General features: G+C 40.6%; 13 protein-coding genes. 5 read left to right on the forward strand and 8 right to left on the reverse strand.

All coding sequences use genetic code 11. The annotated features are described in order from the left end of the window. Positions 1–8: 8 nt before the first annotated feature. Both BC659_RS04430 and arsM read left to right on the forward strand, forming a co-directional pair. The gene (locus BC659_RS04430; protein WP_162847349.1) at positions 9–605 is read left to right on the forward strand and encodes a TIGR04282 family arsenosugar biosynthesis glycosyltransferase; all 597 of its coding nucleotides are present in this window, start codon (positions 9–11) and stop codon (positions 603–605) included. A gap of 10 nt (positions 606–615) precedes the next feature. Then, the gene (arsM, locus tag BC659_RS04435) at positions 616–1,587 is read left to right on the forward strand and encodes an arsenosugar biosynthesis arsenite methyltransferase ArsM (RefSeq protein ID WP_133473460.1); all 972 of its coding nucleotides are present in this window, start codon (positions 616–618) and stop codon (positions 1,585–1,587) included. 13 nt (positions 1,588–1,600) lie between these two features. Here arsM and BC659_RS04440 read toward each other — a convergent pair whose 3' ends face one another. The 7 genes from BC659_RS04440 to BC659_RS04470 form a co-directional block, all read right to left on the reverse strand. After that, the gene (locus BC659_RS04440) at positions 1,601–2,644 is read right to left on the reverse strand and encodes a VOC family protein (protein WP_133473461.1); all 1,044 of its coding nucleotides are present in this window, start codon (positions 2,642–2,644) and stop codon (positions 1,601–1,603) included. 48 nt (positions 2,645–2,692) lie between these two features. Next, positions 2,693–3,391, reverse strand: a complete 699-nt coding sequence (locus BC659_RS04445; RefSeq protein ID WP_133473462.1) for a TIGR04283 family arsenosugar biosynthesis glycosyltransferase — start codon at positions 3,389–3,391, stop codon at positions 2,693–2,695. A gap of 213 nt (positions 3,392–3,604) precedes the next feature. Continuing rightward, complete coding sequence (locus tag BC659_RS04450) at positions 3,605–4,429, reverse strand: DUF4097 family beta strand repeat-containing protein (RefSeq protein ID WP_133473463.1); 825 nt, start codon at positions 4,427–4,429, stop codon at positions 3,605–3,607. Positions 4,430–4,439: 10 nt separating this feature from the next. Then, positions 4,440–5,303, reverse strand: a complete 864-nt coding sequence (locus BC659_RS04455) for a DUF4097 family beta strand repeat-containing protein (RefSeq protein ID WP_133473464.1) — start codon at positions 5,301–5,303, stop codon at positions 4,440–4,442. A 24-nt stretch (positions 5,304–5,327) separates the two neighbouring features. Continuing rightward, the gene (locus tag BC659_RS04460; RefSeq protein ID WP_133473465.1) at positions 5,328–6,137 is read right to left on the reverse strand and encodes a HEAT repeat domain-containing protein; all 810 of its coding nucleotides are present in this window, start codon (positions 6,135–6,137) and stop codon (positions 5,328–5,330) included. Next, a complete protein-coding gene (locus BC659_RS04465) occupies positions 6,134–6,703 on the reverse strand; it encodes an RNA polymerase sigma factor (RefSeq protein ID WP_211340698.1) in 570 nt (189 codons plus the stop codon). Before BC659_RS04465 ends, BC659_RS04460 begins: the two co-directional genes overlap by 4 nt. A 180-nt stretch (positions 6,704–6,883) precedes the next feature. After that, the gene (locus tag BC659_RS04470; RefSeq protein WP_133473466.1) at positions 6,884–7,087 is read right to left on the reverse strand and encodes a YqaE/Pmp3 family membrane protein; all 204 of its coding nucleotides are present in this window, start codon (positions 7,085–7,087) and stop codon (positions 6,884–6,886) included. A gap of 756 nt (positions 7,088–7,843) precedes the next feature. Here BC659_RS04470 and BC659_RS04475 point away from each other — a divergent pair. The 3 genes from BC659_RS04475 (at position 7,844) to BC659_RS04485 (ending at position 12,238) form a co-directional block, all read left to right on the forward strand. Continuing rightward, positions 7,844–9,001, forward strand: coding sequence for an AAA family ATPase (locus BC659_RS04475; protein ID WP_133473467.1), 1,158 nt, complete (start codon positions 7,844–7,846; stop codon positions 8,999–9,001). A 584-nt stretch (positions 9,002–9,585) separates the two neighbouring features. Then, positions 9,586–10,683 carry a slipin family protein gene (locus BC659_RS04480; protein WP_133473468.1) on the forward strand — a complete coding sequence of 366 codons (1,098 nt, stop codon included), beginning with the start codon at positions 9,586–9,588 and terminating at the stop codon, positions 10,681–10,683. A gap of 109 nt (positions 10,684–10,792) precedes the next feature. Continuing rightward, a complete protein-coding gene (locus BC659_RS04485) occupies positions 10,793–12,238 on the forward strand; it encodes an RtcB family protein (protein WP_133473469.1) in 1,446 nt (481 codons plus the stop codon). Positions 12,239–12,279: 41 nt separating this feature from the next. Here the strand turns inward: BC659_RS04485 and BC659_RS04490 are convergent, their stop codons facing one another. Next, positions 12,280–13,995: a CocE/NonD family hydrolase gene (locus BC659_RS04490; RefSeq protein WP_211340699.1), complete on the reverse strand. Its 1,716-nt coding sequence runs from the start codon at positions 13,993–13,995 to the stop codon at positions 12,280–12,282. Positions 13,996–14,023: the final 28 nt, after the last annotated feature.

Below are 14,023 nucleotides of genomic sequence, written 5' to 3' on the forward strand. Positions count from 1 at the left end.
TCCTTTGTTTGGAAAAAGCACTCATCATATTTGCGAGAAATCCTGTTTTAGGAAAAGTAAAGACCAGACTTGCCGCTACAATCGGCAATGAAAAAGCATTAGCTATTTACAAAACCTTACTCGCTTATACAGCTGATATATGCAGCAAACTTGCTTGCAACAGGTTTGTATTTTATGTAGACGGTGTTTCAAAAAAAGATAGCTGGAATGATGATTTGTTTGTAAAGTATCAACAGCAAGGTGAAGATCTCGGTGAAAGAATGCAGCAGGCTTTTGAACTACTCTTCCAACAGGGCTATAAAAAAGTATTGATCATTGGCACTGACTGTTTTGAACTCAATACCGCTATCATTGAACAGGCTTTTGAATCGCTGGAGCATTACAATGCCGTAATCGGACCTTCTGCAGATGGCGGCTATTATTTACTGGGCACAACGATGTTTTACCCTTTTTTATTCGATAATAAACCCTGGAGCACTGATGAAGTTTTCGTTGCAACAACAAATGATTTATCAGCAAATCATATCTCCTATTTTACGCTTCCGGTTTTACATGATATAGATACCGAAGCAGACTGGAACCAATACAAGAGCAAAACCCATTAAAAGATTCATTATGGCCAACTACCTCGAAACCACTTATGATGTTTATAAAGAAGCGGCAGAAAATCCACAAAAGGGTTTGTGCTGTACTACCACACCTGTATGGCAATTACCTGGCCTTTCTATTCCACAGAAAATGCTGGAAATGAATTATGGCTGTGGCAGTACTGTAAATGCCAGGGACCTGGTGAATCATCCTACAATATTGTATGTTGGTATTGGCGGAGGTATGGAACTATTACAGTTTGCTTATTTCAGCAGAAGGAATAAAGGAGTGATTGGTGTAGACATAGTAGATGAAATGATCGGTGTATGTAAGGAGAATATGCTGGAAGCAGCGCAACAAAACCCCTGGTTCAGCACTGAATTTGTAGATATCCGAAAAGGCAGTGCATTGAGTTTGCCAATCGATGATAATAGTATTGATGTTGCTGCGCAGAACTGCCTGTTCAATATTTTTGAGGAAACAGAACTGAAACAGGCACTTACCGAAATGTATCGGGTACTAAAACCCAGAGGCAGGCTTGTATTGAGTGATCCTACCTGTGAGCAGCCTATGCCCGAAGGATTAAAACAGGATGCCCGTTTACGTGCATTATGTTTAAGCGGTGCCCTTCCGCTTCAGGAATATGTGAACATGATTACCTCCATTGGTTTTGGCACTGTAGAGATCCGCGCCAAAAGACCTTACCGCATACTTGATCCGGAACATTATCAAACAGATGAGCTGATCTATATTGAGAGTGTAGAAGTTTGTGCCATCAAAGATCCGATGCCGGCCGATGGTCCTTGTGTATTTACCGGCAAAACAGCTATTTATTATGGTGGAGAGGAATATTTTGATGATGAGAAAGGTCATGTGCTTTTACAGAACCAGCCACTGGCCGTTTGCGACAAAACAGCTGCTGCCTTATATAACCTAGGTAGAAAAGATATTTTTATTTCGCCTTCTACTTTCTTTTACGATGGAGGAGGTTGTTGCTGATAGCTAAAATACTTTATTTCACTTTGTTCCATCCCAGCATAGATACCATCCAGTTGGGGAGTGGTTTATGGGTACGACGTTTGTTAAGCTGAAGATACCAGCCTAGCTTTTTTACTAAAGGTACTTTGTGTGTCTGCACAAGTTCAATTAAAGTACCGTCCGGATCCTCAACATAACAAAAACGCCCTGCTGCATCTTGCATAGAAAAACCCGATGCGCTGTCAACCGTAAATACATATCCATTTTCTTTCATCACCTTTTTAAGTGCATCCATATCCAGTACATCAAAACAAATATGAATGAAGCCACAATCACCCCAATATCTGTCGTGAAAGAGATGCTGAGGTCGTTCATCCATCAGTTGTATCAGTTCTATATCAGTATTACCAAGCAAGCGGGTAAATGCACCTTTTTCCAACATGGTTTTACGCAGCAAAACCCTTCTCCGACTGATTCGAAAGCCATTTATTTCATTCGTTTCTATAATGTCGTATACAAGTTTTGCTGTTCCGAGCAGGAGTTGATAAAATGATATGGATTTTTCCATATCCGTAACACCTATAATCGCTCCTGTAACACCTCCGAAACAATGGGTATTTTTTTGGAACCAGTCATAAGCTTCAATCAGCTGAAAACAATTTCCGTATCCGTCTATTACTTCAAAGAACTTTTTGTTATCGGGATCTGACTGGATCTGTGTAATGACTAAATCCTTATATTGTTTAAGATAGATATAAGCCGTATCTGTACAATGCACTTTCATCTTTACGGCATTGATACCAGGTGCGCCCCTGGTAAAATCATTTTTCTGTGGTGTAGCCGCCCTGCTGAGGAACTGCCATATTTCAAATCCACCACCACCATTCATATTCATGGTGAGGAGGGCCCTTCTCGTATAAATTTGATTTCCTGTATACGCTGTCATCAAACCTGCGGGTGCCCTGTCATCAAAAACAAGCGCATTCATGCCAAATAGATCACGGTACAGGTATTTAGCATCCTCTGCATCTGTAACACCAATGCCCACTTGCTGAATGCCAGTTGTGTATGAAAACATGTAAGATTTTATGAAATATACGGTAACCCTGAGTAAAAAGATGATTAATCATCGGTACTGAAGTAAGCTTTTATAGGTATTCACCATCTCATCCTGACCGGCTCCTTTCTTATACATCCTGATAATGGTAGAATTGGCCCACTGTACCTGTATCCAGCTATTTGTTTCGTATTTGCGTGCCGATACCAATGCTGCTTTTTTAAAAATTTTATACCGGGCTTTCTGTTCTTTTGCCCTCACCACAATATCATAGTCTTCCATTATGCGCATCTGACTGTTAAAACCATCGATCTTTTGAAAAAGCGCTTTCTGTATAAATAGTGTCTGATCGCCACCGTAACAGATAAAAAGATCTAAACGTGTAAACCAGGCATTAAATAGTAATATTTTCTTTGGCGAATCAAATTTTGTTCGGTATCTGCCAAAAGCATATCCGGCATCAACTGCTTCCTGAATATCTCTTGCAAAAGAAACAGGAGGAAAGGTATCGGCATGAACAAAATAAAAAATATCGCCACTGGCCTGTGCTGCGCCGCTATTCATCTGACCCGCCCTTCCTTTTACAAGAGAAATAACAACCACTGCACCCGCTTCTTTCGCAAGCAGTACTGTATTGTCTGTACTTCCACCATCCGATACAATGATTTCTTTTATATAGGACCCTCCATGATCCATCAGAAAACGAATCAGCTCGCGGATATTCCCGGATTCATTCAGTGTTGGAATAATGATACTGATGGAGTGCATGGTTAATACAATTTAAATTCGCTTTACATAGATACGACAGTTATGTATTTTACGGATGACTAACTTAAAGAAATCAAGATCTTGCAAAACTGATTTCGCAATAATGGTACCCAAATAAAGAGCGGCCTCATTACTGAAGCCGCCCTTTCAGACTATCCTTCACGATTAACAGTTCCGGATAACCGATGCACATGAGAACCTATTGGGGGTAATTTATTGTTTCGTTTTTCGGATCACCAGATCGCCACTCCAGCTCTTAATCATCATTTCTGCACCACCACCATTGATCTTACCGGAAACCCAGCTGTCTTTAATGATTTTATACACGCCGCCATTATTGGTTTTTTGAGCAGGTCCACTCCCTTTTTCTACGGCCACTTCAAAATCACTGTAAATTTCTCCCTGATCTGTTTTCATTTTCAGGTTGGCCTTGGTGGAAGCAGGGAAACTGATATTTACATCGCCATTGAAGGTGGAGAATGCCATGGGTTTACCATCTGTTACACTGTTGAAATCAACATTAATATCACCATTCGTAGTAGTAGCTACAGCAGAACCTGTAATACCGGAAAGTTTGATATCGCCATTGATATTACTGATCTCCAATTCACCTTTTACATTGGTAACCGTAATATCGCCCTGGTTAACTGTTCTCAATACCAGCGTACCGTTTTGCGGAACTTTTAATTCTATATCTACTTTGCGCGATATACTGCCATTACTTACCGATACTTCATTGTTTTTTTCTGCGGCCCTTACTTCAAAACCGCTGGCTCCTCCTATTCTTTTCAGACCATCTTTCGATTTATCTTTTGCCTTGGACGAACGGTCTTCTTCTGCCTCAACAGACACCAGAATATTATCTGCTGCATGACCGGTTACTTTGATGGAACCCGTAATCAGTTCTACCCTCAGCTTATAAGGTTTACCCGGACTGCTTAACGCTACGGTTAACTGTTCTTTATCGCCCGACTGTGCCAGCATCCCTGTAGTTATACAGATGAATGCAAGTACCATGATATATTTTATCTGTTTCATATTCTTTGTTTTATGATTTTTTGATATAAACGTTTCCGTTCAGTGTTTCAAAATGAAATTGTTTGCCGCCATTGCCAATCTTTACGCCGGCATTTTTTACAATTTTATAAACCGTTCCTTTGTCGTTTTTTTCTCCGTTTTTCACCAGTGTATTACTGATGGGTTCTGCATTATCGAAATCGGTATAGTAACTACCATTCATACTTTTGAAAAACAGTTCAGCATCGAGATTGGTTTTGTAATACACCGTAATATCGCCATTAATGGTATGATAAGTAGAAGCTGCCGGTGGATTTGCTGCATAGCTTACATTCAACTTACCATTCACCGTTGTGGCTTTTGTAATACCTTTTGCATTTTCAATGTCAATGGAACCGTTTACATTACTTACAAACAGGTTACCAAATACATTACTCACCTGGATATTTCCATCATTTACAGTCGACACGCGTAAACGAATACCCTGCGGTACTTTTACCACCAGGTCAAGGTAATATTTATAGCGTATATTTCTACGGTCCTCATTCCTGTCCCAGCTTCGCCGGGGTCTGGAATCATTGGGTGCGGCTACATATAATACTATACTGTCTTGTAACTGCTCTATTTCAAATTTAAATTCTTCTTTCCCTTTATCCACTTCATCCTGCGATTTAGCGGTTATTTTCTTATCAATTTCCAGCAGTACTTTATCGCCATCATAGCCCTCTACTTTAATAGAGCCAAATATATTGTATACCGCCAGTACAGCTTCTGTATTCTTTGCATTCACTGTAAACTGTTTCGATACATGTTCCTTGAACTCCTGCGCGGGCAGGTCAGTGCAGGCGCATAGAGATACTGTTCCTGCCAGCAGCAGGTGATAGATCTTTTTCATGTTTTGGGGGTTTTATGAAATGAATTAACTCAGTTGGTGTATGGTCTGTTTAATCTTGTCTTTAATGGCTTCATTGGTTTCAGGCTTCTTCAGCAACTGCTGCAGGGAGCGAACCGATTTTTTAGCCTGCATTTTCAACATCAGGTCGGCCAATGCCGATTGTATCAGCGGAGAATCCTGGTGAACAATAGATTGAATAAGGCCCTCTCTTACTTTCGGATCAGCCGTCATTTTTGATAAGGTTTCCAATGCTGTGAGACGAACATTGATATTCTCATCATTATTAAGTGTGGTAAGCAGCGCATCTTTTACACGCGCATCTACCGTATCAATTTCTTCTACATAACTAACGGCCCTTAATCTTTCTGAAGCCGACGGATGTTCCAGTAAACTCAATGCCAGCATCTCGCGCATTTCTTTTACCTGGGCAGATAATTGCTGCACATCATCTCCAGCTTTGTTGTTTGTGGTAAAGAAAAAAGTAGTAGCAATCACACCAATCAGCAACATAGCAAGTCCGTAACCAAATTTTGGCGTAACCATGCCGGCAACCAATGAACGCAACCGCTCTTTCCACATAGAGAAGCCATTGCTTTTCGACAACTGTTTTTGTTGATAGTTTTCCAGTTCTGCCATAAAGCGTTGCTTCATACCTGCAGGTACTTCCGGTTCGGGTAAGGCTGCGGTGATATTCCAGAAACCCATGATGTCATTCAGGGCAGCCTTACACTCTTCGCAGGATGCCACATGCTGGTTTACCGTTGCTTTTTCTGACTCACTAAGCTCATTCAGTGCCAGTGACCATAATTGCTCTTTATCAAATGCACAGTTCATGATAGAATGGTTTTATGGCTGAGTTGTAAATAGTTCTCCTTTAATTGTTTTACCGCACGATGGATCCTTACTTTAATAGCGCCTTCCGATAGATTCATCAAGACAGCGATTTCTTGGTATTTCATTTCCTGATAGCGGGAAAGGATAATCAATTCTCTGTCTGTTTCATTAAGCAGTTCAAGTGCTTTTTTCAATAATCGCTCTTCTTCCTTTCTGTGGATTTTATCATCTGCTTCTGCACTGTCTTTTAATTGACTGGTCACTTCATCTGCATCCACAAATCCGGCTGATCTTTTGTTTTTCCGGTAATGATCCTTGAGTGCGTTTCTGGCTATCGTGTACATCCAGGTTTCAAATTTGTGCGATCCCGTGAAAGTGGCCCTCGAACGGATCATATTCATAAATACGGTCTGTACCAGATCCTCACTCTCGTTTTTCAAACCCGTATTATGGTAAAAAAAACCATATAGCGATCGATGGTGCCTGTCGAAAAGCAGTCCCATCTGATCCAGGTTACCTTCTTTTACCCTGAACATGAGTTGATTATCAATGGATTCGCTGGTCAATCTCGGGTTAGTTTTATTCGGTTTGAGATATAAACTGCAGGAGAAAGGGAAAGTTACAGGATAATCGAATTTTTTTCACAGTCCCGCAACCGCTTAGATAGAATTTTTAAAACAAAAGAGAACAGCCATTGTCAGGTAATGGGTATGTTCTACAACACTGCACCTGATATGTACGTCAGGTTATGGATTATTTTTCTTCATAGCCCTGATCATTCTGTCTGTTCTTCTGTCTGCCCTGGCATTCTGTAAAGAAATAACGGCCCAGATAGCCGCAGGTATCCACCCGATCAAAGTGATTTGTAAAATGAGGCAGATGATACCTGTAAATATCCTGCCCCTTAATAAAAAAGAGAGAAAAGGAAAAAATATGGCAATGAGGGTCATGGCACAATATTCATTTAGTAAATTATATAGACAATTTCTACATAAATGCTGATGTATACAAATATTGTTCTTTCAATTTGTCATTTGCCTTGTATAAACCAGTTGCGCCTGACTGTCTTGTATTGAAAAAATAAAGGAAGAAGTATTATTGAATTAATCTGCAAATCGTTATTCAGCCATCCCGGCAGTATTCAAAAAGCTTTTTTATCAGTCCCAAATTCTGCATGCTGAAGTAAGGCTGGAAAAATTTACTCTTAATAAATCTATCTCATTTTATTTTCTACTTATAACAATGTGCTGTTGGATTATTTTTTGGAAAAAGCGAAATAAAATTTTTTTAGTTCATAAAATAATACAACTTTGCAAACGAAATATTAAAACAATGCTACGCAAACAATCACATATTAATTCACAAAATGGCTTTGATGCTCGTGGGTATCATATGTTTTGCGGGGTCTTATAATTTGATTACAACAACCAATTATAGTAAAGCCCCGCTGATTGCGGGGTTTTTTATTGACCGATCATGAAAACATGTAAACACATATTCGCTTTTGATACCATCAATCGCATGATGGCTACAGGGAGTACTATGCCTGTACAATATCAATTGCAAAAGCAAACCCGACCGTGGTATGGTGAACTGCTTGGCTGAATTAATTTCAGCAAGAAGGTATGACCCGGTCTGGTAACAGGCCGGGTTTTTTATTTATAACATAAGGATTCAGTTAATAGAATCCTTCTAAAACGAACTGTATGGGAATACTTTTAATTATACTACTGTCTATCTACCTGCTGGCCTGGTTACTTAGCAATATGCCATCTTGGTATCGAAGGCTGACCAGACTGATCAGCAAACTGGGTAACAAAAACACACAATTGTTTGACAGCTATTTCGTTGAACCTAAAGCATTTTATTTGAGAGAGTTCAATAAGGTTCCAGCAATGGCTTTTATCGGCAGTATAAATACTGATGCCGTATTAACGATGATCAATGAAAAGCAGTTTGGTGAACCTGTTGCTGTCTACCAACGTAATTATTACAATTGGAAGGCAGAAAGAATTGAATTTACCAAAACACTGGTGGTACTGGAAAAGCGTATGATAATTATGCTTGATGAAGATAGTGCTGAAATACTGTTTTGCAATACCGATTATGAAAAAGCCAGCAACATGATCCTTGCATTCAGTAAACATAAAGCTTTACAGAAAGAAGCTGATTTTGAAATCAATATTATTACACAATCTACGTATGGACTGGATTTGAAATCACTGGCGATTAAACCTACGGAACTGGATATCGATCTGTATTATAATGATGACTTCAAAGAAGTAGATGCGGTAATTAAAGAGCGGCTGAGTAAAGAAAATGAAAAAGGTATCGTGTTGTTACACGGTTTACCAGGTACGGGCAAAACAACTTATCTGCGACACCTGATCGGAGGACTCAAGAAAAAAGTACTCTTCGTATCACCCGGTGTTGCCGGTAATTTAATGAACCCCGAGTTCATGGATCTCTTACTCGATAATCCGAATGCTGTTTTGATTATAGAAGATGCAGAAAACATCATCATGGACAGAAGATACAGCAGTCAGAGTAGCGTAAGCAACCTGCTCAATATCAGCGATGGTTTGTTGAGCGACTGTCTGAATGTACAGATCATCTGCACTTTTAACAGTGCAGTAAATATGGTTGATGAAGCACTGATGAGAAAGGGCAGGCTGATTGCGCGATACGAGTTTGCAAAACTGGAAACAGTGAAAGCGCAAAAACTGAGTAAACATTTAGGGCTGAATCAACTGATCAGTAAACCTATGACATTGGCAGAAATTACCAACCCTGATGAAAACTTTCATGAGGTAGTACATACCAATGTTATCGGATTCAGACGAGATGCCGCATTGGTTAACTAATGTAAAAACTTATAAAAGAACGGATGAAGCATCCATAAAAGCTTGCCTGACGGCAAGAAGGATAATATACTTTGTTATCAAACCAGAAGTGTGTTTAATAAAGCACCTTAGTGCGGAGGTAGTAACCATCTGTATGCTATTGCTGCAAAGTGTAATGTCCTCCATTAATCTGCTGTATGTTGGGGGTTCGAGTCCTCCTTCCGGTAATACCGGAATAGCTCAACAGGTTAGAGCATCAGCCTTTATGTGGGTTCGAGTCCCACTTCCGACTTTGTCGGAATAGCTAAATGGTAAAGCACTACATAAAGATGTAGAAGAAGTACATCACTTCTATAAAAAGATGCCAGCAAATAGTTGTAGCACAGGGGAAGGGATAACAGGTATTGGCATATACCAGTTGCTGTTATTCCACATTTCCCTACACCTGCAGCCCGACACAATGAAGTAGCATACAATTGGTTTACATGAATTGTTCATTGAACATAAAAGTGAACCCTTGCAGCAAGTTTCATCCTGTCAGACTCCGTGAAAAGAAATGCCACTGTGCTGCTGCTATTATTATTAAGTATGTAAAATTGAAACAAATGAAAAATGTACTAATCAATGCCTATCAGATTGGTATTGTATTAAAAAGAGGCGTTTACCAGGGTTTCCTTACAGAAGGCAAATACTGGTTATGGGGTAAAGAGGTATTGATCTTCGATCTGTACAAGCCCTTCGTTGCACCTGTGGAATTGAATATCCTGTTACAGGATCAGGCACTGGCTGAAAAACTACAACTGGTAGAAGTCAGAGATAATGAAATAGCCCTTCAGTTCGAAAACGGTTATTTCAAAGAAGTGCTTACTGTGGGAAGGTATGCTTTCTGGAAAGGAGTGAATGAATACCGGTTTGTTATAGCCGATATCAGCAAACCAGATATTGACGAAGCTATCGACAAAAGCCTGCTACCACATAAACTGCTTGCACCCTATATACGTATGTATACCGTAGAAAACTATGAAAAAGCATTGCTTTTCATAGATGGAAAATACATGGGTATACTGGAAAGTGGTATGTACCAGTGGTTTAAAAACCCTGTACCGATCTTTATTGGTAAAGCCGATATGCGGCAACAACAAATTGATCTCAACGGTCAGGAAATTCTAACCAGAGACAAAGCTGCTTTGCGGATTAACGCCTATGCACAGTTTAAAGTTGCAGACATTGAAAAAGCATTACTTGACAACAAGGATTACGACAAACAATTGTATGCGCTGTTTCAGCTGGCATTGCGGGAATATATCGGCACTGTAAACTTTGATGATCTGTTGGAGAAAAAAGAAAGTATTTCTGCAGCAATATTAAATGGTTTGCAGGTAAAAGCAGCAACACTGGGCGTGCAGGTGATTGAACTGGGTATCAGGGATATTATTTTACCAGGCGATGTGAAAGATATCATGAACCAGGTATTGATTGCTGAAAAGAAAGCACAGGCCAATATCATCATGCGGAGAGAAGAAACCGCAAGCACCAGAAGCTTACTCAATACAGCTAAGCTGATGGAAGACAACACTATGCTTTGGAAACTGAAGGAAATGGAGTATGTTGAAAAAATCGCTGATAAAATCAACACCATCACTGTAAACAACAGTGGCGTGTTATCTGATCAGCTAAAACAGCTCTTCATTCCAGGTAAATAAAATGCACCGGGAGTTGTATAATAACGTATAGCTTCCGGTATTTTTTCCAAAGTGAATAAAAAACAAAACAGATAGCGCTTATACAGCACTATCTTAAACAACAAATGAAATGAGCAGGTTAAAAATAACAGCAAAAGAATTAAGGGCTATCGGATTTCCAGAGAGTCCGGTAATTCCTGTGGCCATGTCGGTAGTAGATAAGTTTTATAGATTCAGTAAAAAAGACGAGGTGATCGAACTATTAAAAAAAGTATTGACACAACCTGCCGACTATAAAAATGATCCCATGCTTGAGAGTATTGCTTTAAAACTGCTTCCGAAAGAAGTGGCGAATGCAACGGGCATAGCACTAAAAGAATCAGGAGCAGCCGTAAGTATTTTCGGGCCCAAACATATTGAAGCAGGTGCATTACACCAGATTCATATGGCAGCTAAACTACCCATATCGGTTAAAGCTGCATTGATGCCCGATGCCCATCATGGCTACGGCCTGCCTATTGGTGGTGTACTGGCAACTAAAAATGCCGTAATACCCTATGGTGTAGGCGTGGATATTGGTTGCAGGATGTGTTTATCAGTTTTCGATATGGATCCCGACCTGCTGAAAAGCAAAACATCTTTTTTTGCAAGGGAAATTCATGAAGCTACATTATTTGGCAGTGGTGCACAATTTAAAACAGCAGAAGAGCATGAAGTAATGGACAGGAATGAATTCCATTCTACCCCATTACTCAGGTCGCTCCATGGCAAAGCATGGAAACAGCTGGGCTCATCGGGTAGTGGTAATCACTTTGTAGAATTTGGCGTAGTTGAAATTCAGGAGAAAGATGAAATACTGGGTATTGAAACCGGAAAATATATCGGTCTCTTATCGCACTCCGGTTCGAGAGGGCTGGGTGCCAATATTGCCAACTACTATACCAAGCTGGCCATTGAAAAAAGAAAACTGCCCAACGATGCAAAAAACCTGGCATGGCTCGATTTACAGGAAGCCGAAGGACAGGAATACTGGATGGCGATGAACCTTGCAGGTGACTATGCCAGTGCCTGCCACCACATTATTCACAGGAAAATTGCCAGACAACTGGGGAGAACACCTATGAAGATGGTAGAGAACCACCACAATTTTGCCTGGAAAGAAATATTGGATGGCGAAGAAGTTATCGTTCATAGAAAAGGGGCAACACCGGCCGGTAAAAATGTATTGGGTATTATTCCTGGCAGTATGTCGGCCAATGGTTTTATTGTAAAAGGCAGGGGTATGGCTGATGCTATTCATTCTGCGGCACATGGTGCAGGTAGAAAAATGAGCAGGTCTGCCGCCATCAGTGCCATTACCCATAAAGCTATGAGGGATGCACTCGATAAAGCAGGCGTAACTTTATTAGGTGGCGGACTTGATGAAGCGCCGTTTGCTTATAAAGATATTCATACGGTAATGTCTGCTCAGACTGAACTGGTGGATATTGTAGGCAGTTTTACACCTAAAATTGTAAAAATGTGTGGCGATGGTCCAAAGCAGTTGAGAAAAAGAAACCCTTCAGATGGCGAATAAAAAGAGCGGTACAAAATGTGCCGCTCTTTTATCAACTGATATTACCTCTTCACCGGTATTTTAATAAACCCATCATTGTGCCATCGAATCTTCAGCGGTTCTTTTGCATCCTGAATGGTTTCGCTGCTTACATCTTTCCCCGTTCCGTAATTGATTTGTTCCGACTGACTTTTGTTTACGTTTACAATTAATACCAGCCTGCTGCCCTTCGCTATTTTTCTACTGGTGAAATAACTGTTCGTGAAAGGTAGTGTGGTTTTTTTACCCGGTATCAGCAATTGTCTTTTGGTATTGTCTCTTGCATAACTGGCCCTGCCCATAAAATAACTGAGGTAGAAATAGCGACCATCAGGTAACTGTTCAAACAACACAGCACTGTAATCCATATCTCGTTTGTTGATGGTAACTTTCAGGTTGCCGGTAAAACAGCCGGTAAATTCTGTGGCTGTTTCGAAGGGTTTGCTTTTATACATCACACCACCACCACTGAAAAGACTGTCCCATATAATACGGAACTCGTAGAAATAACTGTTCATGGAACTGCGATCGGCAAAATCAAGTTCCATATTCGAATAACCCGGCTGTGTTGGTTTTTTTCGGTTGAGCAGACCTTCGTTTTTATGATCGAGGTAAAAAGTAAGGGTATCATTGCTTACCTTATCAAGCGAAGCAGCATGTTTCCATTCGTTGGAAGCCATCGGCTGGTAATTGATCTTGTCTTTTAAAAAAGCGGGCTTGGGTTTTCCCTTCAGTATATAATCGAACCATTCGTAAATGATGTTGTGAATGGAAATATTGGCCACCGCATCAATGGTATAACCATGGTAAACCGTATCCGGATGACCCTGTGACCCGAAATGACCATAAGGACCAATGATGACATAATGCTCTGCACCCGGTTTGTATTTGTTGTGTTCGCGTGTATAATACAGCGCACCCACCTGCCCGCCATCGTAATAACCGGTAGTGGTTAATACGGGTATATCAATATTGGCAAATTCATGTTTATATGGAATCATGTTTTGCCAGTAGGCATCATAGGTAGGATGTTGCAACCAGGTTTGAAATATTTTATTACGGGGTCTGCCTTCTACCAAACTATCCAATGCGCGATAAGCCAGGCCTTGCTGAAACCATTGATATTCCAGTTCTTTCCATTTCGGGCTGTTATAATCTTCCGTATCGAGAAAGCGGTTATTGGATACATAATAGGTCCAGGAGAAAGGAAAACTCATGATAACATTGTTCATCATCGGCACATCCAAACCCGGTGCAACGGTGGCTGAGGGCACAATGGTTTTGAGTGCGGGGTGCATACGTTTGGTGGCGGCCCATTGGGTAAAGCCATTATAGCTGCCACCATACATTCCTATTTTTCCATTGCACCATTTCTGCTTGCTGATCCAGTCTATTACTTCATACACATCTTTTGCATCGTGTTCATAGGGCGTAATTTCACCGGTACCATAGCGCTTGCCACGCGAATAAGCCATCACACCCACATACCCTTTCTCTGCCGCTTCAATGGCTTTTTTAATATCGGTATGGCGGGCATAAATAGTGAACTGGAGAATCACAGGCAGTGGTTGCTGCTGCTCTTTTTTCAGCACCACCAATGCAGAAATAACGGCACCATCTTTTGAAGGAATCAAAACACTGTCGTACACATGGTAGTACGCGCCTTTAATTAATGTATCTCTTCCTGTTGTGTTGTTGGCTTTTACACAAAGCGATGCCCCCAGGCAGCAGACTGCCATGATGAATAGTTTGATCATATGGTTGTTG

Source organism: Sediminibacterium goheungense (genome assembly GCF_004361915.1).
GTDB classification, from domain to species: domain Bacteria; phylum Bacteroidota; class Bacteroidia; order Chitinophagales; family Chitinophagaceae; genus Sediminibacterium; species Sediminibacterium goheungense.